At 58.3% G+C, this 21,480-nt stretch carries 29 protein-coding genes and 1 pseudogene; 14 read left to right on the top strand and 16 right to left on the bottom strand.

Annotated elements, in window-relative coordinates:
• Window positions 1–9 precede the first annotated feature (9 nt).
• Entirely contained in the window at window positions 10–501 is a 492-nt protein-coding gene (locus NDI85_RS16260; RefSeq protein WP_310916355.1) for a metallophosphoesterase, read from the bottom strand.
• A gap of 82 nt (window positions 502–583) precedes the next feature.
• Here NDI85_RS16260 and NDI85_RS16265 point away from each other — a divergent pair, with 82 nt between their 5' ends.
• Window positions 584–832, top strand: coding sequence for a hypothetical protein (locus NDI85_RS16265; RefSeq protein ID WP_310916356.1), 249 nt, complete (start codon window positions 584–586; stop codon window positions 830–832).
• Here NDI85_RS16265 and NDI85_RS16270 read toward each other — a convergent pair.
• A complete protein-coding gene (locus NDI85_RS16270) occupies window positions 829–1,503 on the bottom strand; it encodes an RNA ligase partner protein (protein WP_310916357.1) in 675 nt (224 codons plus the stop codon). The two genes, NDI85_RS16265 and NDI85_RS16270, sit on opposite strands and share 4 nt — an antisense overlap.
• Window positions 1,504–1,592: 89 nt before the next feature.
• Here NDI85_RS16270 and NDI85_RS16275 point away from each other — a divergent pair, with 89 nt between their 5' ends.
• Complete coding sequence (locus NDI85_RS16275) at window positions 1,593–2,708, top strand: RNA ligase (protein WP_188999538.1); 1,116 nt, start codon at window positions 1,593–1,595, stop codon at window positions 2,706–2,708.
• 10 nt (window positions 2,709–2,718) lie between these two features.
• Here NDI85_RS16275 and NDI85_RS16280 read toward each other — a convergent pair whose 3' ends face one another.
• From NDI85_RS16280 to NDI85_RS16295, 4 genes are all read right to left on the bottom strand, one after another.
• Window positions 2,719–3,195 carry a hypothetical protein gene (locus NDI85_RS16280; protein WP_310916358.1) on the bottom strand — a complete coding sequence of 159 codons (477 nt, stop codon included), beginning with the start codon at window positions 3,193–3,195 and terminating at the stop codon, window positions 2,719–2,721.
• A gap of 132 nt (window positions 3,196–3,327) precedes the next feature.
• Entirely contained in the window at window positions 3,328–5,169 is a 1,842-nt protein-coding gene (locus NDI85_RS16285; RefSeq protein WP_188999532.1) for a UvrD-helicase domain-containing protein, read from the bottom strand.
• A 72-nt stretch (window positions 5,170–5,241) separates the two neighbouring features.
• Window positions 5,242–5,541, bottom strand: coding sequence for a hypothetical protein (locus NDI85_RS16290; protein ID WP_166968030.1), 300 nt, complete (start codon window positions 5,539–5,541; stop codon window positions 5,242–5,244).
• Between the two features lie 26 nt (window positions 5,542–5,567).
• Window positions 5,568–5,918, bottom strand: a complete 351-nt coding sequence (locus NDI85_RS16295) for a helix-turn-helix domain-containing protein (protein WP_166968032.1) — start codon at window positions 5,916–5,918, stop codon at window positions 5,568–5,570.
• 132 nt (window positions 5,919–6,050) lie between these two features.
• Between NDI85_RS16295 and NDI85_RS16300 the strand changes: the two genes are divergently transcribed.
• The gene (locus NDI85_RS16300) at window positions 6,051–6,548 is read left to right on the top strand and encodes a PadR family transcriptional regulator (protein ID WP_188999529.1); all 498 of its coding nucleotides are present in this window, start codon (window positions 6,051–6,053) and stop codon (window positions 6,546–6,548) included.
• A 212-nt stretch (window positions 6,549–6,760) separates the two neighbouring features.
• On the opposite strand, the gene NDI85_RS16305 is transcribed toward NDI85_RS16300, so the two are convergent.
• Window positions 6,761–6,940 (bottom strand): HVO_0416 family zinc finger protein, encoded by a 180-nt coding sequence (locus NDI85_RS16305; RefSeq protein WP_166968036.1) that lies wholly within the window; start codon window positions 6,938–6,940, stop codon window positions 6,761–6,763.
• Window positions 6,941–7,595: 655 nt separating this feature from the next.
• On the opposite strand from NDI85_RS16305, the pseudogene NDI85_RS16310 reads away from it, so the two are divergent.
• Window positions 7,596–8,599 (top strand): annotated as a pseudogene (locus NDI85_RS16310) (tyrosine-type recombinase/integrase).
• 88 nt (window positions 8,600–8,687) lie between these two features.
• Here the strand turns inward: NDI85_RS16310 and NDI85_RS22315 are convergent.
• Entirely contained in the window at window positions 8,688–8,981 is a 294-nt protein-coding gene (locus tag NDI85_RS22315; RefSeq protein WP_396275536.1) for an SAVED domain-containing protein, read from the bottom strand.
• A gap of 24 nt (window positions 8,982–9,005) precedes the next feature.
• Here NDI85_RS22315 and NDI85_RS22320 point away from each other — a divergent pair, with 24 nt between their 5' ends.
• Window positions 9,006–9,137 (top strand): hypothetical protein, encoded by a 132-nt coding sequence (locus NDI85_RS22320; RefSeq protein WP_396275537.1) that lies wholly within the window; start codon window positions 9,006–9,008, stop codon window positions 9,135–9,137.
• 3 nt (window positions 9,138–9,140) lie between these two features.
• On the opposite strand, the gene NDI85_RS16320 is transcribed toward NDI85_RS22320, so the two are convergent.
• From NDI85_RS16320 to NDI85_RS16330, 3 genes are all read right to left on the bottom strand, one after another.
• On the bottom strand, window positions 9,141–10,085 hold the full coding sequence (locus NDI85_RS16320) for a hypothetical protein (protein ID WP_188999526.1): 945 nt from the start codon (window positions 10,083–10,085) through the stop codon (window positions 9,141–9,143).
• A gap of 481 nt (window positions 10,086–10,566) precedes the next feature.
• Complete coding sequence (locus tag NDI85_RS16325; RefSeq protein ID WP_310916359.1) at window positions 10,567–11,619, bottom strand: site-specific integrase; 1,053 nt, start codon at window positions 11,617–11,619, stop codon at window positions 10,567–10,569.
• Entirely contained in the window at window positions 11,616–11,738 is a 123-nt protein-coding gene (locus tag NDI85_RS16330) for a hypothetical protein (RefSeq protein ID WP_310916360.1), read from the bottom strand. Before NDI85_RS16330 ends, NDI85_RS16325 begins: the two co-directional genes overlap by 4 nt.
• A 65-nt stretch (window positions 11,739–11,803) precedes the next feature.
• Here NDI85_RS16330 and NDI85_RS16335 point away from each other — a divergent pair, with 65 nt between their 5' ends.
• Window positions 11,804–12,085, top strand: coding sequence for a hypothetical protein (locus NDI85_RS16335; protein ID WP_310916361.1), 282 nt, complete (start codon window positions 11,804–11,806; stop codon window positions 12,083–12,085).
• An 8-nt stretch (window positions 12,086–12,093) separates the two neighbouring features.
• Here the strand turns inward: NDI85_RS16335 and NDI85_RS16340 are convergent, their stop codons facing one another.
• Complete coding sequence (locus NDI85_RS16340; protein ID WP_310916362.1) at window positions 12,094–12,354, bottom strand: hypothetical protein; 261 nt, start codon at window positions 12,352–12,354, stop codon at window positions 12,094–12,096.
• Window positions 12,355–12,701: 347 nt separating this feature from the next.
• On the opposite strand from NDI85_RS16340, the gene NDI85_RS16345 reads away from it, so the two are divergent.
• The gene (locus NDI85_RS16345) at window positions 12,702–12,950 is read left to right on the top strand and encodes a type IV toxin-antitoxin system AbiEi family antitoxin domain-containing protein (RefSeq protein WP_310916430.1); all 249 of its coding nucleotides are present in this window, start codon (window positions 12,702–12,704) and stop codon (window positions 12,948–12,950) included.
• A gap of 8 nt (window positions 12,951–12,958) precedes the next feature.
• On the opposite strand, the gene NDI85_RS16350 is transcribed toward NDI85_RS16345, so the two are convergent.
• Entirely contained in the window at window positions 12,959–13,195 is a 237-nt protein-coding gene (locus NDI85_RS16350) for a hypothetical protein (RefSeq protein WP_310916363.1), read from the bottom strand.
• A gap of 367 nt (window positions 13,196–13,562) precedes the next feature.
• Here NDI85_RS16350 and NDI85_RS16355 point away from each other — a divergent pair, with 367 nt between their 5' ends.
• Window positions 13,563–14,510 (top strand): hypothetical protein, encoded by a 948-nt coding sequence (locus NDI85_RS16355; protein WP_310916364.1) that lies wholly within the window; start codon window positions 13,563–13,565, stop codon window positions 14,508–14,510.
• 41 nt (window positions 14,511–14,551) lie between these two features.
• Here the strand turns inward: NDI85_RS16355 and NDI85_RS16360 are convergent, their stop codons facing one another.
• Complete coding sequence (locus NDI85_RS16360; RefSeq protein WP_310916365.1) at window positions 14,552–15,622, bottom strand: AAA family ATPase; 1,071 nt, start codon at window positions 15,620–15,622, stop codon at window positions 14,552–14,554.
• Between the two features lie 125 nt (window positions 15,623–15,747).
• On the opposite strand from NDI85_RS16360, the gene NDI85_RS16365 reads away from it, so the two are divergent.
• The 3 genes from NDI85_RS16365 to NDI85_RS16375 all read left to right on the top strand — a co-directional run bounded on the left by NDI85_RS16365 (window position 15,748) and on the right by NDI85_RS16375 (window position 18,188).
• Window positions 15,748–16,785: a hypothetical protein gene (locus NDI85_RS16365; protein WP_310916366.1), complete on the top strand. Its 1,038-nt coding sequence runs from the start codon at window positions 15,748–15,750 to the stop codon at window positions 16,783–16,785.
• Window positions 16,786–16,883: 98 nt separating this feature from the next.
• A complete protein-coding gene (locus NDI85_RS16370; RefSeq protein ID WP_310916367.1) occupies window positions 16,884–17,549 on the top strand; it encodes a hypothetical protein in 666 nt (221 codons plus the stop codon).
• Window positions 17,550–17,555: 6 nt separating this feature from the next.
• Window positions 17,556–18,188, top strand: a complete 633-nt coding sequence (locus tag NDI85_RS16375; RefSeq protein WP_310916368.1) for a hypothetical protein — start codon at window positions 17,556–17,558, stop codon at window positions 18,186–18,188.
• Window positions 18,189–18,236: 48 nt separating this feature from the next.
• On the opposite strand, the gene NDI85_RS16380 is transcribed toward NDI85_RS16375, so the two are convergent.
• Together NDI85_RS16380 and NDI85_RS16385 are read right to left on the bottom strand one after the other, a co-directional pair.
• Window positions 18,237–18,494 (bottom strand): hypothetical protein, encoded by a 258-nt coding sequence (locus tag NDI85_RS16380; RefSeq protein ID WP_310916369.1) that lies wholly within the window; start codon window positions 18,492–18,494, stop codon window positions 18,237–18,239.
• A gap of 223 nt (window positions 18,495–18,717) precedes the next feature.
• Window positions 18,718–18,900 carry a hypothetical protein gene (locus NDI85_RS16385; protein ID WP_188996503.1) on the bottom strand — a complete coding sequence of 61 codons (183 nt, stop codon included), beginning with the start codon at window positions 18,898–18,900 and terminating at the stop codon, window positions 18,718–18,720.
• Between the two features lie 125 nt (window positions 18,901–19,025).
• On the opposite strand from NDI85_RS16385, the gene NDI85_RS16390 reads away from it, so the two are divergent.
• Genes NDI85_RS16390 through NDI85_RS16400 form a run of 3 tightly spaced genes read left to right on the top strand, consistent with a single transcriptional unit; the run spans window position 19,026 to window position 21,475 of the window.
• The gene (locus tag NDI85_RS16390; RefSeq protein WP_188996501.1) at window positions 19,026–19,457 is read left to right on the top strand and encodes a hypothetical protein; all 432 of its coding nucleotides are present in this window, start codon (window positions 19,026–19,028) and stop codon (window positions 19,455–19,457) included.
• Window positions 19,458–19,463: 6 nt separating this feature from the next.
• Window positions 19,464–19,664 carry a hypothetical protein gene (locus NDI85_RS16395; RefSeq protein ID WP_188996499.1) on the top strand — a complete coding sequence of 67 codons (201 nt, stop codon included), beginning with the start codon at window positions 19,464–19,466 and terminating at the stop codon, window positions 19,662–19,664.
• Window positions 19,661–21,475: a hypothetical protein gene (locus tag NDI85_RS16400; RefSeq protein ID WP_310916370.1), complete on the top strand. Its 1,815-nt coding sequence runs from the start codon at window positions 19,661–19,663 to the stop codon at window positions 21,473–21,475. The genes NDI85_RS16395 and NDI85_RS16400 overlap by 4 nt, the downstream gene beginning before the upstream one ends.
• Window positions 21,476–21,480: the final 5 nt, after the last annotated feature.

Genomic DNA, 21,480 nt, shown 5'->3' on the forward strand with positions numbered 1-21,480 from the left:
GGTCGCCGGTCAGCCCAGTTCGTGGAACGTCAGGTCGCCGCTCTCTGTATCCAACGTCGCCACCGAGAACGGGTCCGAGGCTGGCGGGATGGCGATGCCGCCGGGGTTGATTCGTACCGTCCCCTCGTACTCCTCTGATCCGGCCTCGTGCGTGTGGCCGTGACAGACGTAGTCGTAGGTCCCACACTCGACGAGGGCGTCGACGATGGCTCCGCTGGTGCCGTGATACACCGCGAACTCCGCCCCGTCGAGGGTCAGTTCGCCCATCTCCCCGAGGTAGGTGCCGAAGCCGTCGACGGTCGATTCGAGTGCCCACTCGCCGTCGTTGTTCCCGCGGACGGCGTAGAACGTCCAGTCGCCGTCGAACGGCGTCGCCGAGAACGGCGCGACGAAGTCGCCGCAGTGAATCACCGTCTCGACGCCCGCTTCGGTGAACGTCTCGACGGCCGCCTCGACCAGTCCAGTGTTGTCGTGCGTATCGGAGACGATGCCGACCTGCATGGCCGGCCGTTCTGCGGGCGGCCACAAGAACGTATCCTCTCGTCCCGCGAGGCTTTTGTCCCGCAGGAGCGAACCCCAGTCAATGGCACAGGGTATCCTCGACACGCTGGGACTGATGGCCATCGTCGTGCTGGCGATTCCGGTCGGCCTGTTCGGCGTCGAGCACCTCGTCCGGGGCGAGATGGTCGCCGGCGTCGTCTACCTCGGCATCGCCGTCGGGATGGTCGTCATAGAGCAGTACCTCACGACGCCGACGGACCTCCCGGGCATGGTCGCCGAGAAGACGGTCGGTGCCGTCGTCAAGACCGAGGACCCGGCCGACGAGGACTAGCGCTCCGACCGCCAGCGGTCGGGGTCGTCTGCGGCGAGATATTCGGTCAGCAGCGAGGGGAAACTCCGGCCCTTGAGGTATCGTAGCCCGAAGTCCTCCGCCCAGTTGATGATGCCTTGGTCCTCCGTGACGACGCCCGCGTCCAGTTCTTTCGCAAGCATCAGGAGGTCGAAGTCCTCGCGGGAGTCGAGCACACCCTGCCGGAGCGTGTCGCGGTACTCGTCCCGGAGGTCGGAGATGACCTTGTCCACCTCCGTCATGTGGTCGTGTTCTTCGACCGTCTCGGCGCGGGACTCTTCGGCTTTCCGGACGGCTTTCTCGGAGACGCGCAGGCCACGGTCGACCCGGTCGGACATCTCGTCGATGAACTTATAGACGAGGTCCGCCGGAATCATCACTTCGTGGTGGGCCGGCGACTTCGTGATGACCCACGTATCGAGTTTCGTCAGTACGTCGCCGCTGACGTCGCGGTTCTCCAGCATCCCCGTCAACTCCGCCTTGATGGAGGGCGGCATGTAACAGGAGATGTTGTGAATCTGTTTCGCCGCCGCGACGAGTTCCAGTAGCTCCCGACACGCCGCCTCGACGTCCTGGTCCGGTCCCCGTATCTCCGTGGTGAGAAACAGCGAGGTGTCCAGTACGAACCGCTGCTTGAGCGGACGGTCGGCCATAGCGGCGCTACGGCGCCTGTACACTAATGTCTGCTGTCGAGGGTCGCCTCGCCCGATAGGTTTAGTCGCTGTGTGAACAACTTCCATGCATGGTCCGGGACTGGTCGTCGGTGTTCGACCTCGGCGACACCGACCACGAAGACCTGCTGGAGCACTTCGACCGGGCGTGGTTTCAGGGGAACGAGTACCGATACCTCTCTGATGCGCGCCACGGCGTCGAACGCGGGACCGCCATCCTCGACGACGTCGTCGTCAGGGGGTACCCCTCGATGCCGCGAGCGCTCGTCCTCGAACCGGCCGTCCACGAGGTGTTCGACGGACCGGTCGCCGTCGAGGAGAAACTCAACGGTTACAACGTCCGGGTCGCCCGCGTCGACGGGGACTTGCTGGCGTTCACCCGGAGCGGGTTCGTCTGTCCGTACACGACCCGCAAGGTAGCGACGACGCTCGACGCCGACGGCTTCTTCGAGGACTACCCGGAGTACATGCTGTGTGGCGAACTCGTCGGCCCGGAGAACCCCTACACCGAACACGACTACCCGGAAGTCGACGAGGCGGCCTTCTACGTCTTCGGCATTCGCCACCGGGAGACGAGCGACCCGATGCCCGTCGCCCGCCGGCGAGAGTGCTGCGTCGACTACGACCTCGACCCGGTTCGCCACTACGGGACGTTCACGCCCGCGGCGGCCGTCTCGACGGCGAAAGAAACCATCCGCGACCTCGACGCCCGCGGCCGGGAGGGCGTCGTCCTCAAGTCCACCGACGGCCGGCGCGCGCTGAAGTACACCACCAGCGCCATCCACCGCGCCGACCTCGAACACGCCTTCGCGCTCCCGTTCGACTACGGCCGAGACTTCATCTTCACCCGCGTGATCCGGGAGGCGTTTCAGGCCGTCGAGTTCGATGACCCGCCGGACCGAGTCCGCGAGCGGGCCCGGAAACTCGGCGAAGCAATCCTGTTACCGGCCGTCGAGACGGTGCGGGCCGTCGACGCCGACGACCCGGTCGGGGAGACCCACACCGTCAGAGCCGACCCCGAGGTAGTCGAGGCACTGCTGTCGTACTTTCGCGATAAGGGACTGGAACTGGCCGTCGAACGCGACCGGACCGAGGACGGCGAGCGCGTGGTCACGTTCACGAAGGTCGCGCGGTCGACCCGCGATAAGACGGCGTACTACCTCTCGGGCGGGACGATTGACGAGTGACTCGGGCGCGTTACCGCCGGCAGTCGCCGACGGTCCGTATCGTGTCGCGTCCAGAAAGTCCGTGTTCGCGGCCCGCGTCGCGGTCCCAGCGGAGTTCTGCCGTCTCGCTATCGTCGTCGAACCCAGCCTCGGCCGTTCGGAACTGTAACACGAGGTCCATCGACCCGTCCTCGTTCACGTCGTCGGTGTGAGACCGGACGGGCGTCGCACCGTCGCCGTCTGCGACCGCCTCGGGCGCACCGAAACGGTAGCGAACGTCCTCGCTCGTCGGGTCGAACTCCTCGGTCTGGTAGACGACGACAGCGGTGACGCCGTTGCTCTCGGGGTTGATCGGACTCTCCTCGGAGTCGGGTTTCACCTCGACGTCGAGTTCGCGTGGGAAGTGCGCCAGCGCACCGCCGGTCGCCGCTGTGAGTCCGGCGGTCGCAGCGGCGAGACCGGCAGTCGCTCTGAGGACGGTTCGTCGGTCGGGCAGAGGGTTCGTCATGCAGTCGTCCGGTACCGAGAGTGACGGGAAACGGATTCTGGTACGGTGGACGAACACGTTCGACGGGCGTACCACAATGACCGACTGCGACGGCCCGGCGCGTCCGGTACTGTGGGAAATCTCCTGTCTCTGTCAGTCCGCGACGATGGCCTCGCCGGCCTCGTCCAGCAGTTCGTCGATGGAGCGCTCGCTCGGTTCGTTCTCCAGAAGGACGTCGATGGGGAGGGTCGGTGCGCCGTCGACGAGGTTCTCCATCAGGACCAGTCGTTCGCGGGCCCGGGACATCCCGACGTAGAACACGCGCCGTTCGTTGTCGGTCAGCGTCGGCACCGGACTCGTGTGCTTGGTGAACTCCTCGACGCCGGGCACTTCGATGCCCTTCTGGTCGACTGTCGCGGCCATCTGCTCGACCACTTTCTCGGTCAGGTCCGTCGCGACGAACACGTGGTCGGCCTCACGACCCTTCGCGGAGTGGATGGTGCCCAGACGCACGCGGTCGGGGTCCATCCCGCGGTACTCGCCATTGAAGTAGGCGTTGACGGTACGCTCCTGGAAGTTCGTGACCTTCCGGAGCATGTCGCCCGCCGAGGCGGCGTCGGGGACGAACGGGACGTGGTCGGTGACGACCGTGTGGTCGATTTCGATCTCGGCGATGTCCTCGGAGTCGCTGTCCTCCTCGATGTCTTCGAGGGCGTCGAAGAAGTCATCGCGCTCCCCGGTGCCGAAGGCGGAGTCGACGAGCATGTCGGCCAATCGACGGGCCTCCAGTACGGAGAGCGTCTCCTCGTTCTCGACGGCCTCGACGGCGCTGACGTACTGGCTGAGGCGGTCGGTCCACATCCGCTGGTCGGTCAGACACGAGAAGGGGATCCCGTCGCCGATGAACTCATCGATGAACTGGAACATCTGGTAGCGCGCCCGAAAGAGTACCATCACCGTCTCGTCGGACTGATCGACGGTACCGGTGACGTTGCGCGCGAGGTCGTACATCGATGGGTTCTGGACGGCCTCGACGCGACCGCCCTCTTTGCGCGGATTCAGGTCCTTCTCCTGGCGCTTCTCGATGTGGCGCACCTCGCGGTTGACGACGTTGAGGATGCGCGAGGGGAGGCGATAGGAGTTCGGTAGAATCTCGTCCTGCGTGACGTCCTCTTCGAGCAGGAGGTCCGGGTCCGCGCCCTGCCACGCGTAGACGACCTGGTCGTCGTCGCCGGCGATGAGCACCCGCTTCATGTGGGGTTTCCACTCCTCGTAGACGTCGTACTGCAGGGTCGTGATGTCCTGGAACTCGTCGATGATGAGGTAGTCGACGTTCGGGAGCAGGGAGCGCTGGGCGACCCGTTCGAGCATGTCGGCGAAGCCGGTGAGGTCGTTGTCGCCCTTGAACGTCCGCCAGCCACGGATGGCGCTGGGGACGTCCACCCGGTCGTCGTCGGTGGGCCACGTCGGCGTGTACTTGTTCCCTGTCTGGGCGTTGTCGTCGATTTCGGGCGGGAGGCGGACCTCCTCGTCGTCCCACTTGAAGGGGACGTCGTACCAGTCGGCCACGTCGCGGCGGGTCCGCTGGAGCCACTGACTCGTGGCGATAATCTTGTTGCCGAGCGTCGTCGACCGGGCCGAGCGCCGCCGCGACCCCTCGTACTCGTCCTCGTACTCGATACCGAACTGCTCGCAGAAGTCTTCCTTGTCGTCCTCGCCGACGACGTCGCCCCGCGAGAGGTTCAGCAGTTCGTACGCCTTCGCGTGCATCGTACAGACGTTTCCGCGTAGCGCCCGCGGCGTCAGGTCGAGTCGCTCGGCGAGACGCTCCCGTATCTCTGCGGCCGCGGCCCGGGTGTACGAGACCACCAGCACGTCACGAAAGTCCACGTCGTCGTCTTCCAGCAGTTCCTCGACGCGGTCCAGCAGTGCCGTCGTCTTCCCGCTACCGGGCCCACCGAACAGGCGGACAACCTCGGTGGTCGAATCGGTCATTGCACCTATACTAGTTCCCCGCACCAATAAACGACGTGCTTTAGAGAAACGGGGAGTCGTCGACCCGAAGCACTACCGATACAGCGAGACGTACAGCATCGCGAACCCGATGATGAAGGGGATGGTCTCGGCCATCTGGAAGAACACCCGCAGGAGCGCCCCCACCTCGCCGGCGCTCAACTGGGTGATGACACTGGAGATGGCGACGCCCATGCTGATGAACGCGAACCCGACGAACGCGTACTGCAGGCGCTCGGACGGTCGCTTCCGGTAGGCCTGAAAACTGATGAGCGTGATGCCGAGCGTCAGGCCGAACACGACCATCCGCATCAACACGAGCGCTCCACGCGCGATTGCGACGCCGTCGGCCATCGTTTCAGTTCCGTCCGTTCATGTCGTCACTCGGGGTTCAGTTCGTCCCACAACTGGCTGAATCGGTCGGGGAGGTTCTCCTCGCGGTAGATGCGCACCTTGTACTCTTCGTCTTCCAGTGAGATGACCGTCGACTCGAAGTTGGACTCGTACACCTTGTAGTGGTTCCCGTCCTCGGCGACCAGCGTGTGGTCCGTGACGAGGTCGTACTCGTCTAACAGTTCGATGCGGCGGTACACCGTCGGCAACGAGAGGTCGCACTCTTCGGCGAGTTCCTTGGCCGAATGCGGTTCGCGGCTGATAGCGGCCAACACCCGTCGTGCGTGCTGGTCACCGATTGTGTCCAGAACCTCCTCGATGCTCTTGTCCTCTGCCACTATGAATGAGTTCTCATCCGGTCATATAAGCGTTTTCGAGACCGGGGGTTGTTTCAGAATCGGAAAACGCTGATGGGTTTATATGGCCACAGAGGCACTACGCACTGATGCGGATCGCGTTCAGGTAAAACGATGTCCGGAGACAACCTCCGTCGCGTGGCGACGGGCAAGACGATGGGTGACCGACCAGACGAGCGACTGACCCCCCTCGGAGGATCGGGTGACCCACGAGCGAACGACACCGCCAGTCGTGACGCCATCCCGGAGTCGCTGTTGACTTCGGTCATCGACGACGTTACTGATGGAGACCTCGCCGTCGACGACGGCATGGTGACCCAGAGCCTGGACGAGATTCTGCTCGCGCTGATAGCGTTGTCCGACGACGAGACGCACGGGACCGGTCTCATGGAGGAACTGTCACGTCTGTTCGACGCGCAGTTGAGTCCGGGCACCGTGTACCCGCGTCTGCACGACCTCGAAGCCGATGACACGCTCACGGTACACGAGCTCGTACAGACCAAGCAGTACTCGATAAACGACACCGCCGCAGCGGAATCGCAGATCGAGGCCGCGGCGTACAGGCATCTCCTCATCGGGATGTTCCTGCACGCGTCGCTGGACGCGCTGTAATCGCTCTCGTCTACCCCTCTTTGGCGTCGACGAGGCTGACGACTGACCCCCGTCGGCCGTCCTCGACGCTCGGGCGACGAACGCCGCCGGTCGACGACTGACCCCCGTCGGCCGGTGGCCATTTCTCGCTCTCTTGCTGCCTGACTCACCACCGACAGCGCATCCGCTCTGTCGTCACGAACGCGAAAAAACGAACCGCCGCGGAACCGCCCTCAGTTTACTGGTGTCCAGCCACACACCGAGCACTCGCTCGCGGCCGACTCGTGAAGGCCGCCACAGTCCGGACACTGCTTCTTGTTGTAGTTTTCCTCCCAGCCCGTCTCCTCGACGTCGTGGCCTCGCTGGGAGAGGAATTCGTCGAACATGTCGTCTCCACTCGGTGCGGTCGCCATACATGCTATGGTATAGCACATCAGTATTTAGAGCTACCGATATTGAGAAACGTTGCCGCACAACACGATATGTGTAGCCCACTCTGTCGTATCGAACTGCGGCCCCTCGATTTCCGCCGCCGACGACCGACTCGACGTCGAGAACAGCAGTGTCCCGCGGTCCTGGCGATTGCAGGTCGCTGACACCGACCGGCCACAGGCAGTTCGTCGCTCGCACACCGACGCAGTGCCGTACTCGTCGAACGCGACACCTGGGTTAGTTTGCCGTCTCTCGTCGCTCGGCGGTCTCCGACTCCTCGCTGGCGACTGCCACCCGATACCCCTCGATAGTCGCTGCAATCGTCGTGTCGTACGACATCCCACTCCGAATCTTCGACGCCCTCGACCGTCGCGAACGACTTGACTCTCTTAGCGGTGATCTCAGTCGCGACGCCGTAACGAGTTCGTGATAACGACGACACACCAAATCGATTCGGCCGATGACGTTCTGGCCTCGCTTGTAGAAGCTGTGTCGGCTCAAAACCGTCCAAACGCTGCATGGGCCCTGCCGGGGAGTATCCAGAATGTACCGGGCTGTCAGCCAACCGTTTGTAGCAAGGTGCAGAGCTAACGCAGGCGATTTGATCGGGACCGTTTCTGCCTTCGCCAATTGACCATGTCAGATCTTGACCCACTCGACCCGGCAACGGCCAAGCAGATGTACCTCGACGATCGGCGGAATGAGCTCGCCGATGCAACGATACAGTCTCACGGCTACCGCCTCACGCAGTTCGTCGACTGGTGTGAACTGGACGGAATCGAGAACCTAAACGAACTCTCTGGTCGCGACATCCACCGCTTTCGCGTCGATCGGCGTAACGAAGATGATCTCGCGAGGGCGACGATGAAAGGCCAACTCGCGACCTTGCGGATCTTCCTTCGCTTTTGCGTGAGTATAGACGGCGTCGAGCCCGGACTAGACGAAAAGATCATCCTTCCGCGGACGACGGCGGAGGATGCCCGCGACGAGCTCGTCAGCGCCGACCGCGCACAGGAGATCCTCGAACACTTAGACCGGTACCGATACGCCACCCTGGAACACGCACTGCTTTCAGTCCTCTGGCACACCGGCCTGCGGATCGGCGCCGCCACCGGCCTTGACGTTGAGGACTATGATCCCGACGAACAGTGTCTGAACCTGGTTCATAGGCCGGACACTGGAACAACGTTGAAGAATAAGGGGAACAGCGAGCGCTTCGTGGCTCTGTCTGAGCGAGTCTGTCGTATTCTGGACGATTGGCTCACAGTGAACCATCCAGGCCTCATCGACAATCACGGGCGATCGCCGCTGTTCGCCACACGACGTGACAGACTTAGCAAGAATCGTGCGCGCTCGATCGCGTACCAGTACACCCCCCCTGCGTATACGCGAACGAGTGTCCTCATGACCGCGTCGAAGAGACTTGCGAGGCTAGGCCGACCGAGCGGGCCTACGCTTGTCCGTCGGCACTTAGTCCTCATCCGTTCCGACGCGGCGCGATAACGTACCACCTCCAGCAGGACACGCCGGAAAAGGTCGTAAGTGATCGGATGGATGTTGGGATGGACGTGCTGGAACGCCACTATGATCAGCGGTCGGCAAAGGAGAAGCTCCGACAGCGACGTCAATACCTACCGTAAACTGTTGTTTTGGAAGTATATTCAAGGGGGATACGGAAAATAATCTGTTTCCGCAGAATTGGAACCTCGACTCACCTAAGAGGGTTAGCTACTGCAATTTAATTGCAGGCCGATAGTTTTTGGCCCTGTCAGTCGTATCCAGAACGGGGGTTTGGATCATGGGTAACGAATTTGTCTGTTGGCCGAACAGGAACGCGAGGCCGACTGGCCCTGCCATGAACAGATGTATTGTTGATGTGTTGGAGAGTTCGTTTAGGGAATCTCGGAGTCCCTGCTGAAACATAGTTGTCGCTTGAGTCGCCGTCGAACTCCACGAGAACACCACCGTCGGCGGGACCATCCATGCCCGCGGCGAGATGATGATGCACACCGACGAGGTCATCGACCCGACGAGACGGCCGAAGCGATGGCCGAGGCCGCCGAGGAACTGGAAGCTGACGAGGAGAGCGACGAGGACGTGGTCGACGAAGAAGAGCCCGACGCCGCCGCACCCGAGCGGATGGAGGCCGACGACAACGCCATCGAGACGCCCGACTGACACTCAGGTCGCGTTTACTACCGACATCACCCACCCGTCGTCGCGGTCGCCGTACTCACCGATTGCGACGTAGTGGCCGTCCTCACTCGCGAGGCCAACCGGTTCGATTTCGCGGTCAGGAGCTATACCGTATTTGGTGCTCGACTGTACCCCACCATCTGGTCCGATAGCAGTTATCCAGATCCCTTCGTCACCTTCGCTGGCAAGAAGATACCCACTACTGCCGTTTGGTTCCAGAACGTCGAGTTCTATACCTGGCTCCTCGTACGTCCTCGTCCACTGCTCTTGCCGATTATGGTCGAGAGCGCGCACACGAACTTCGTTTTTCCGCGTACCCCACAACACGTACCCCGCCGGCGTCGGTAAAGCACGGCTGAACGTTTCGGGATTCACTCGCCATTCCTTCGCTCCGTCAGGTCCGAACTGCTGCATTACGTATCCACCCCTGATTTCGGACCCGTAGAGGAACCAGCTGCCGTCGTGTGTCCGTCGGACAGATTTGGTTGAGAGGGATTCGTAGTCTTTCTTCCACTGCACCGGACCCCCGGAGCCTTCGAACGCTCTGATGTACGTTTCGGCGCCTTCGGGGTGTTGGATAGTCCACGCGCACAAGTGGTTCCCATCGGCAAGCTCCAGAAACCATACGTTGTGGGCACCTTGCGTTGGTGCGTCGAATCCACGTTTCCATTCGAGTTCCCCCCGAGAATCCGTTTTGACGACGCCGACATCAGAGGTGTCGGCCTGTGGAATGCCGCCAAAGAGATATCCTCCATCCGACGCCACGTTCACGGTGACTCCACCCCGACCGGCCACCCAGTCCGAGAAGATTCGAGACCATTCGACGTCTAGATCGGTATCGAACGCGACGAGCCAGAGAGCCTCGTCTAAAGAGCCGGCACACAGAATCCCACCATCAGTCACGACGACATCCGAGAAGACACCTGTCAATTGACTCCCCTCGCGGTCAGACAGATCCTTCGTCCGAACGAGATGAGTCGGTGCGTTACCGTCCGGTGTTTCCGTCTCTGTCGGTGTCTCCGTCGACGTGTCGGATTCCGTTTGAGAAGATGCTTCGGTAGATGCTATTGAAGATTTATTCTGGCCCTCTGTCAGTTCGCTGTTTGGGTCCCCCGCAGGCGGTTGAAAATTGTTGCAACCAGCGACTACAGTTGTAGTAATGGCTCCAACGCTACCCAGGAATTTACGGCGTGAGGGGGGATCTGACATCTTTTGGTACACTAAGTTCCTGGCCGATAATAACCAATCGATTCTCAGTGATATTGGAAATTAGCCGATCCAGGCCCGCTATGTCCAAAAACCATTGGCTCAAAACCATGCAGACTCTGGATGGGCCCTGCCGGGGTAGATAGATTCTTCTCAATATCGATACTTGACTGACCGAACTGCTGGCTGTCGGTTTCACTCATAATTATATGTCGTCTGGTATGTGGTCGCGGCGTCGACGCATCCGCTCGCGCTTCGATGCTCGGTCGTAGTGCTTTTCGAGCGTCTTCTCGGAGACATCGCCCCGGCCGCTGACGACCGTCCGGGGAGTTCCTGCGTCTCGATGGGCGGTGATACTCCCCGAACGGATCGGGTGAGGAGAGAACGCTACCGGACACTTGCTCAGTTCGTGCAGGTCCGTAGCCTCGCACTCGTCTGGATCACGCCCCTCGGGACACTTCTCTCCCAACCGGCACGGCTGGGTCCAGAAGTACATCCAGTTCCGAATCGTTCCCGCCGATGCACGGCCCTCTCTCGTCGTGATAAGCGGGTTCCGCCCGTACTCGTCCGTCACGTCGTCCCGGTGCGGCCCCGAGATGTAGTCCTCGATGACTCCGGCGACGTGCGGTTTCAGGGAGACATCCCGCTCACCTCCCATATTGTTCTTGAGCGGCGTCCCCTCCTTCGGCCGGTGACGGAACGCTAGCGCGCCCTCGTCCGGGTCGAAGTCCTCAACGTCGAGGGCGCGGAGTCCTCCGGTCCGGCACGAGGTGCGCCAAAATATGAGGAACGCGATGTGGTGCGGCGTCGCGTACTCCCAACTCCGAAGGTGGTCGAGTATCGCGTTCGCGCGCTCTGCGTCCAGAACTCGCTCGTCTACGTCTTCCCCCTCCTGCAACTTCGGGAGACGAATGCGCTCGTGGAAGTCCGACGGAACTCCCTTGATGTCGGCCAAGTGCTGGAAGAACACCCTCAGCGTCGACACCTGTCCCTGCATCGAAACCGCGTTACAGGGGTCCTCCTCGGGAAAGTTCTCCTCGCGCTTGAACACCCTGTAGGCGTGAATCGCCCGCAGGTCCACGTCGTTCATGTTCACGATCTCGCCGTCGCCGTAGTCCTCGCTCGTCAACCAGCGAACGAACGACTTCAGCCGGTACTTGTGACCGGACAGCGTGGCGTCCGCAAGGTCGTACTGCCGGGCGTCGAGGTAGTAGTCCAGCGCGGCCTCGGGCGTGATCGGGTCGAGGTCGTCGCTCATGCCGACCTCCGGGTTCGCTTCCGATAGCAGCCCAGACAACGGGACTCGCCGGGGTAGCGGAAGTTCGTACAACCTTCCGTCTCACACTGGTCCACGTCCTCGATGACGCGGTCGCTCACGCGGACACACCTCCCTCACCTTCATTACACGAGGCTGGGATGCACAAACTGGTGCTACTCGACAGATGAGTGAGACGTGCGCGGAATGCGGTGATAGCCCTGCGCCCCGACGACTGAATCCGCCGTTCGATTGGACCGAGTACCTTCGCGAAGAACGCGACTTCGGCCCGCCAATCGGCTCGGTTTGGATTCCGCTCTGCGGCGATTGTTACCACAAAGCCGAGCACACGAGGCTGAGCTACATCAGTCAGGCGACGGGAGAGGCGGGAGAGGTTATTGAGGCCGATAGCGAGGACTTCCTCGACTCTCTCGACCTTGACGCGCTCATCGACGACGCGATGCCGTAGCTCGGTCATCATTCTCCAAACTCCTCCTCGTCGACCGGCGCGACGCCGATAATCATGTGCTCTCGAATTGCGTCCGCGAGACAGAGCTTCAAATCATGCTCCTTCAGCGTCTTCGTTATTCCAATCGTCGTCTGTGCCACGTCGGTTTTCAAGTGGACTCTGATAAACGCAGGCACGTCGTTCGCATCGCGGCGAACGTTGGCTTCGTCTACCTTGTCGAGCGCATGGATCGCATCTCGGGCCTGCTCGAATCGCTCTTCTCGGTTCACGCACACGCACCTCCACAGGTCGCGCGGCGGTTCCGGCTAGCTATACTGCTGTTCGTAGGGCTACTTTCAATAGCCCGGTAATCGTCGGTTTTCATGGGTCGTGGAGATCCCTTAGGCGGGAATCGACCCACCCGGCGTGTACCAGCACGCCGGACCTTTCTGGTCCAATGGGCGGGTCACTTCCTCTGTAGAGACGCACTCTACAAATAATTTTCTGTGAATTACACAGATTCTACTGTGCTATCACACTGAGATACAAGTGATTGCGAATCAAAGTCTAATGCACCGATACATCTATGAGTTCCACAGCCACACCGCCTGATGTGTCTAGGCAGCGCGCTGAGTGGATGACTCAGACTGATGAAGCCATCTTGGAGACGATGCGAGACGAGGGGAATATGACCCCTCAAGCTCTCCACGATACGTTCGATATAGCCGCTGCCAACTATGCCCGTGACCGGCTTTCCAAGTTGACGCGATACGGTCTCGTAGAGAAAATTGGCCGTGGTCTTTACCGATTGACAGACGCCGGGCGTGCGTTCCTTGAAGAAGAACTCGACGCCAGCGAACTCGAACCGGTCGAAGACTCTGCCTGACATCCTTCTCAAACCCGTGCGAGTCGCGCGGTTACGTCGCCCATCCACTCAGGAACGTCAAGATCAGCCAGCGTTCCATCGCGCCAGCTCGTCACGATCTCCGTGTCCCCCTCGCGGCTTACGTTGACGCGCCACTCCCGGCCGTCGTCGACGCTGATGTCGAACCGTGCGCCGCCGTCGCCGAGGGCTTTGACGTGTTCAACGGTCACCTCCTCTCCGGTGTAGACTTCGATTGTCCCTTCCATACACTTCGGTCCGAGGGGAGAAAACGGGTTAAAAAGGTGCTATACTTCCGGGAGAAATCAGACTACTACCGCTTTCATAGTACTCTGACCGGAATTATGATTACTGGAGAAGTATAGCTAGCAATTAGTGAAAAGAATACCTCGAATTGAGCGCGCCCCTGCAATTATCAATAGGGCCGCGGGGTACAGAGAAATCTGGTCTTTCTTGAGACGTGTCCATTCAACTCTGCCGGAGAGTGATCCTCGGTATCCATTTTATTTAACATGGCTGTCTGAAGCGGCTTCTAACTCAGCCCGATCACAAATCGGCCCTGATTCAATAGAGTCTCTTACAACTCGGTTAGAGAAAACGGATCCTCGGAGCGAGTTGTTCGATACTGATCTCACAGAGGACATTGCTGAGGAATTTGAATTGGAGCGATATCGCTTTTCATTAGTATATGTACTTTCGAAAGTTCATGTCGAACTTGGAGAAGTCGGGAACGCCGTAGAAATATTGAATGACTATCGTGATGAATTCCAAGACTATCCACTATACGGTGTTCTCAGGGGCGAAGTCGTAGTTCAACAAGGAACTCAAGAGGATATCGATGATGCATTTGAGTCGATATGGAAGGCACGACAAGACCATCTTGATTGGGGAGAGGTTCAGAAAGGGACAGCTGGTGTAATTACAGATGCACTTGAACAGGACTTCGAATACCAAGGGTATAATTCGGAGATCCCTGCTGACTCGGATTCATTGCTACAGAAAGCAAAGGAATCCATTGGCAAAGCACTGAATAAGATACCAGATCATCCAGAATTTCTTCTAATTGAAGGCCGAATACAAGTATTAGATTCCCGCTTTGATGAAGGTCGGAAAACAATCCGTCGCGCAATAAAACACCTAAACCCAAACCGACCTACATATGATCGAGTCCTCACACAGTATAGAATCCAACTCTCTAATATCGACATACAAGAACAGGAACATTCTCTAAGAGATGAAACCACACAGGCTGTTGAACAACTCGAAGAGATCAGGGAGGATTATAAGCAGACTTCACAAAGGTTCCAAACTCAAATACTACAGTTCCTTGGCTTCTTTACCGGGTTAATAGGAATCGTAATTATCTCAGCGCAAGTTGCAATCTCGCTAGAGTCTACGGCTGCAGCGATTCGTGTAATTCTCGTTTTGATAGGTGGACTTCTGTTTGCCTTCGGTGGGTTCGGATTCCTCTTGCCAACCAATGGCAGAGCGGACATCGATTCCCGAATTTTCGGAGTGATTGTCTCTGGTGGGATTTTGATAGCTGTTGGCGTGGTGCTGTAACGAATATAAAACATCCCACATTTTCACACTTGGAAGCTCTACTAATAACTCTCTCTGGATCCAACGATTTGGTGTAGGCCAATCGCTGGTACTATCTCTCCGTCACAAACCCGATACACCCGATGCCGGTTCTCTCCTTCCACTTCGATCAAATCGTACTCTTCCAGCTTCGACAGCTTCGTTCGCCGCGCTCGCTCCGAAATCGGCGTCTGTCCACGCCCACGGTACGCGCGGTCGGCGACGGCGTCGTACTGGTCGTGTAGTTCCCCTGCCTCCAGCCCATCGCCCACACGGATCAGCTCGTATAGCAGTTGATGATGGAACGGCAGCGTCTCCAGATTCAACTCGCGGATGTGCCGTCGCGCCCGTTCGAACGACTCGCTCACGTCCTCGTCGGTGATCCGGTCGTGTTGCAGTTCCTCCGCCCGAAGCGCGGCCTGTCGAAGCGCCTGTATCCCGTTCCGCGCGACGCCAGCCACCTCGTCGGCGATCTCCTCCAACTGCTCGCGGGTGACCTTCCCCGACGGAAGGCCGAGATTCGCCCGCGCTTCGAGGATGTCCGCCAGTTCGTCGACGCCGTAGCGCTCTAGTCCGAACTCCGCGAACGTCAGCCGTCGACGGAGACGCCCATCGAGTCGGGAGAGCCACTTATCCGGGTTGTGGCAGATGACGACGACGGACAGCTTCTCGACATCCACCAGCCGGTCAAGTGCATCGGTAGCGGGGAGGCCGTCGGCCTCGTCGAGGACGACGATCACCGGGTCGTCGACGCGCTCCTGTAGCTTGATGCAGAGGTCCTCGCGGGGGACGTTCACCGACGGATCACTGCCGGGGAGGTCGTGGAGGACTGAGCGGACGACGCCCGCCGTCGTCTTTCCGAGGCAGCGCACGTGGGCCGTTTGGACGTCGACGTGTCCGGTGAGCTTCTGGAGGGAGTGTCTCGTAAGTGCCGTCTTGCCGACACCCGGCGGGCCGTGAATCAGTACGTCGTGGGCTTGCTCGCCGCCGAGTGCCGGTTCCCACGCACGGGACAGGTGGTCGACGGCGGCTTCGCGATGGAGGAGACGACGCGGGAGATGCTCGTCGTCGAAGACAACGGAGTCGGCAATCATGATGGGTGAGAGTGACAGCAGGTGGGGATATAAACTGGTGCGACACTTCCGGGAGAATATATCATTTGTGGTGAATCTCCGCTTTCCCTAGGACTATGTGTCTCGCTTCTAGTTAACTGAACAAAATGAACGGTAATAATGACGATCAGCATCCTGAAGATTTCTTCTCTTTTTCTTACTGGCTCAAGTTTAACGGATTGTATTTTACTGAAGAGATAGACGAACTAGTTGACCCAGACCACCTTACAGAGTATGTAGAAGAATATTCTGGTGGGAGTCCGGTGAATCCTGATGAAGGTTACCGTCAAACTGACTTGTCAGACTGGCTGGCTCAGGCTACCGAGTTATCCGGTTCTCTTTCGAACCTCGCTGACGATTTATATACCTACGAATATGTTGAGGAGAAGTGGCCAGAGAGGGAAGTATACAATAAAGATGCAGTGAAAGAGACTCGATATGGTGCCAGCCATAAGGAGATGAATATTTTCTGGGCATATGACGATATTATGATTATTCGGGCACAAAAGACTGTGTTGAATGAGGTAAAAGGAGATTTACTTGATGGTCTATCTGATAATCTTCTTCTTGACCAAGTCAATTTTGATTTTGACTTCTTACTTTGGTTACTGTATCAATGGCGTCAAAATAATAGGCTAAGAGCAAATTTACGACTTCATGCTGTTTCTGATTGTAAAACTGTAGGTCGAACCAACCGAGATCGTGAAGTGGAGATCGGCGGTGAGACAGATATAACTCGCTCAGTCCCGTTCATATCTGCGATACTTGAGGGTAACAAAATTGACGAGATCGAAGGTGAGTTCATAATTGATGGAACACATATTGTTGCTAAAATTGAATCAGAGGGAGTGATTCATGTCAAGTCTTCACGGGAAGATATGCTAGAACTGAACGAGTTAAAACAGATGGGCCGCTCTGTGCAGTTCCTTATTGAGATGATGAGGTTATACGAAGAATGGGTAAAACTAGATCCCGAAGATAGATATCCACCTAAAGCCTTCTTTGAGACATTACTGTCTATTTGTGATGATGAAGGCTATGTCGCAAAGAGAGAACCACAGGAGTTGTATGACGACTATGAAGCCAAACGAGCGGGTGAAGTTGAAGGACCAATGAGCAACTCCCGCTTAAATAAATTCGACTGACGGCGACACTTTGGCTCCTACCATAAACTACTCACCTATGCGAGTACAATAGCTTATAAGGATAAGTCCATCTCCCTATGAGTAGAAGTATCGTCCGAGTGGCTGACGGATTAGCACAAGTTCTTTCTGAAGGGTTTCTGACCTCGGGCGATTCAATTGAAGTACATTCAACAAGAAGAGAAGTATCTGATCTGAATAGCTCCTGTCCTTTCAATCAACAAGAGAAAATTGTAGGTGAATTCAGGTACCATTTCAAGGGACGTAAAGGATATTCCCCCTCACGGGATCTTCAGTTTGAGTACAGGTGTGAGTCCAATCTTTTCGTACTGTCTTCTAATTCTACTCCCCCTGAGCTGGAAGACGTAATATCCGAAATGAATGAAGGTTTACACAACTCAAACAGAATTACCAGAATCCGCTCCGCAAATCGCCAGTCAGTTATGCAACTATTTGAGAACGCACATCAGATCAAATCAGTAACCTTCTCAAAAGAGACGGGTGATTCAACACTCTCAGAAATCCAACTCAAATCAGCAGAGACAATAGGAGAATCTGGGCAGTCATTTGAGGCAGTGTCTGGAGACTTTAGTCATGCTCTCGATCTTAAGAACAGCCCGGTTCGCAGTATTGAAGGAATATTTAGAGAGGGAGATCAGTTTGTGTCCCTGAAATATGAGAAAGGGAAAATTGCCGTAAAACATCCTCAATCAGAGTTAGGTGAGTTCGACTTTCTTATTCATCTGATCGAATCGTATTTGATCTAACTATCGATGCTCAAAAAGGCCTTAGAGCCCGTAAAGACTATTCTAAGTAAACTAAAGCATCAGATCCGATATCGATCCAGAGCGTTTCCTTCTTTTATAGACGAATATAAGAATTCTTGGATATATTGGTCAAGCTCTTTTGCAGGTGGATTATTTGGTGTTCTTTCACAGCCAAGTTGGAGACCAATCAGCACCATCGTTGTAGTTGCTGTTTTCATCCTGCCCTCTATAGGATATTATTGGAAAAATCAGCCCTTTGGGCTATTCTGTACATACCGGTCAATTGACCATGGTTCTCAGAAACCTGCTGTTGGAGAAGAGTCAAACGAAATAGCCACTCCCTCAGGAGATGGATTTGAGATTGATATAGAAATTGGGACAAAAGAACGGATCAACAATGTAGATCTGCAGATTAATACACCTGATGAGGCTCCCATAGATTTTGTAGATGAATGCGGTTCTTGGGACGAGTTTGATTACGATAGTTGTGTGTATACTGCCCAAGATGTAGGTGACGAGCAATGGGCTGTAGCAATTTACTTGGAGAATTTGGGGCTAAACAGCCATTGTGACAATTATTGTGAGATTGTTGACCTCAATTCTGGGAAAGAAGTGCTTTCAGTGGCACTGCACGAGTGATTTTTCGACTGACTCTTTATCCATTCGTCAGAAATACCGGTAGTGAGCTTACCGCCACCGACTCTCCACACTCGTCCGATACCGTAACCCCAGAACGCTAGTATTGAACTGCTGTATCGTCTCAGGGTTCATCTCGCCGCGTGCGTTCTGAATGTTCTCCTCGCTCTCTACCAGATGAGTGAGCGCCGCATCCAGTACATCGGACATCGGCGGGTCGTCGTGCTGATCACTCGCGACAATCGCACTCGCCTTGTCGAGTAGTCGCTGCCGCTCGTCGGTAATCTTCAGGCTGGTGCGTCGGGTCATGGTTTAAACTGGTGTATGCACGGGGGGTTGGTTCGCGTCGTTCGGGAGTGAGCGACTGGGTGGTTCTTCATAAACGGGGGTCGGGCCGTCGACGTGATCACGCCGAACCGCCAACCCAACCGCCTCGATTCTATGCACCTCGGCCCACGGCCCACAGCCCACAGGTGCATACATCGAGGATTGGCGTTACATCTGAGTCTGACCCCACGGGGTCGGGTTCGCATCATGGACTGACCAGCTCTAATCGGTAGTCGCCTTCGTCGTCCTCGTCGAGACTCTCGACTTTCGCCCAGTGATCGCCCACGAGGTCGCCGTCCTCGTCGACGAGCCCGCGCTCGCGCAGGTCGTCTATCGGTATCGAGACGGTCACACAGCCGCCGGCCGGGGAGAGTTTTCGCATCTCCATGGCACCGGCGGTGCAGTCCCGTTACTAAAATCTACGGGTGAGTCCCGTGAGTCCCGGGAATCGGTGCTTTCTAGCCAGCAGACTGCACGGCCGGGATACGGTCGCACTCGCGGCCGGTTCGAACCATGTTCGGGAAAATCGACATCGAAGACGCACTGGCAGGGGTTATCTTCACCGCCAGCGCGTTCGTCACCAACGGAATCGCCTCGATCACTATGCTCGGGTACGACCTCAGCGCCGCCGTCGTCACCGTCCAGAACACGGACATCACGTTCGCGTTCCTTCTCTCGCTCGGCGCGCTCGTCGCCGCCTACGCGACCAACCGCGTCAACGAGACGAAGAGCAAGACCTACGAAGTGGAAACGGACCTCTACGAGATCGTCCGTGGTTCGGCCACGGTCGAAACGTACCTCGCGGGCGGGACGCTTCTCATCGTCCTGCTGACCGGCCTGAACATCCTCGGTATCGGCGACGCCGTCGCCGGCACCGCCGCCTTCGGCCTGGTCGTCGTCGCCGTCGAGGCTGCCGGCTACTACGTCATCAGCTACCTCGGGTGATCGAGGATGGAACGCACTCTCAGTTACGGTCTCGTCGGCACCATCGGTGTGTCGGCATCGACCATCGCCTCCGCCGTCGTCGGTGACCCGTTCCCCGTCGTCGTCCCGGCCCTCGTGGGTGGGGCGGTCATCGCCGGCCATCACGTTCGCCACCGCCAGCAGACCAGCGACCAGACGGAGATCTTCACCGAGGAGGGATCGGCGTGACCCGCTATCGCTCGCTCGCGCTCTCGGCCCTCATCATCTGGTCGGCCGTCCTCGTGGGCGTTGGGCCGACGTTGGTCGGCCCCGCCGAGGCACAGACCGACACGTACACCCAACAGTTCACGACTGGCCCGCACAAGGTCGCTATCGACCTCTCGAACGTCTCCACCGAGACCACCATCACCGTCATCACCGACGAGTCGCCCGCGGGTGACAACACCGCGATTCTCGAAAAGACCGTCGGCGGCGCCCAACCGTCCGCGCACTTCCGCAACGCTGGCGCGTACCAAGAGTTCACTATCGAAGTCTCCGGTGCTGACGCCAAAGTGGAATTCTCGAAGGGCGGCGTGACCTCAGCGTGGACACCCGGCAGTGACGGCGTCTTCCTCGGCGACACTGGCGGCGACTCCGACTTCACGTACGACCTCAGCGAGCGAATCGGCGAGTCCGTGATGCCCCAGATCGTCCAACTGGACCGGACTGGGCTTCCCTCCAGTACGACGGTCAACACCACCGGACTGGACGCTCAGCAGGTCAAACAGGACCTCTATCAGAGTGGCCTCAATCAGCAGGCCTCTGCCGAGAACTACCAGACCACCGTCGACAACACGCTTCAGCACTCCGAAACGCAGGCGCTCATCATCGGCAAGAACGCCTACATCCGCGCGCTCAACAACGGCAGTAGCAAGGCTGCCGCGACCAACGAGGCGAATCAAGCAATCGCTAACTTCTACGCGGTGAAACAGCTCCAACTCATCAACGAGTGGGAACGCTCGGTTCTCCACTACGAGTACATGGTCTCGGTCGCGAAAAGCGAGTCCGGCATCTCACAGGATCACCACGACACCGGCAGCGCCAGCGGGCGATTCCTCCACGCCGAGTACCTCCAGAACGGCACCAACGAATACTACGCCTGGAACGACTATCAGGGCGATACCAGTACGACGCTGCTCAACGGAACCACCGTCTCGTACAACAGCTATCGCATCCTGCGAAAAGAGGGGTCCGGCGGGACGATCGGCAGCGGTCAGGTGAACGTGACGACCGGCCGTATCAATCCGACTGGGGAGGCCAGTGCCGGAGGTCGGCTCGTCGTCGAGAACACCTCCACCGGCGCACAGTACGTCTACATGGACCCCACCGAGTACAGCACTCGCTGGACCGACATCGAAAACCAGTATCAGGCCACGACCGGGGAGATGGAGACGCTCATCAACAACACCTACGACGCCTACCAAGCAGGTGAGATCGACAATTCTGACCTCGTCGACCCGTACGTGCTGGCGTCGGAACGCTCGGCCGGTGACGACTTCCAGGGCTGGGCCGCGACTCAACTCACCCTGCTCGGCCAGAACTCCCCCGAGAACTACGACCAGATGGGGAGCTTCAACGTCACCACGAAAACCGGCGACAGCTACCGCGGCATTCTGTTCTCCCCGGAAAACCCGGCCAGCGGCCAGTTCGCCGCGAACCAAACCTACGACCCGTCCGCAATCGGTGGCACGCAGTACATCGTCACCAGCGACCGCATTCGGGAACTGAACGAGAACTTCACCGTCCAGAACATCACCACCACGGACGGCGAACGTGTCCAGAACGTCACCATCGAGAAGACCGTCTACAAGACCAGCAACCTCACGGAGCTGAAACAGCAGTACGAGGACCTCGCCTATCGCCGGGCGCAGATCGAAGCCCGCGAACAGGCGTTGAAAGAGGCCGGCGGCGGTGGCCTCTTCGGTGGTGGGTCGGTCAGTCCCATCATCGCAATCTCTGTCATCGGGACGCTCCTGCTGGTCGTCCTCCTCGACAACTAACCCAC

The organism is Haloarcula sp. S1AR25-4 (assembly GCF_031624555.1).
GTDB lineage: Archaea > Halobacteriota > Halobacteria > Halobacteriales > Haloarculaceae > Haloarcula > Haloarcula pellucida.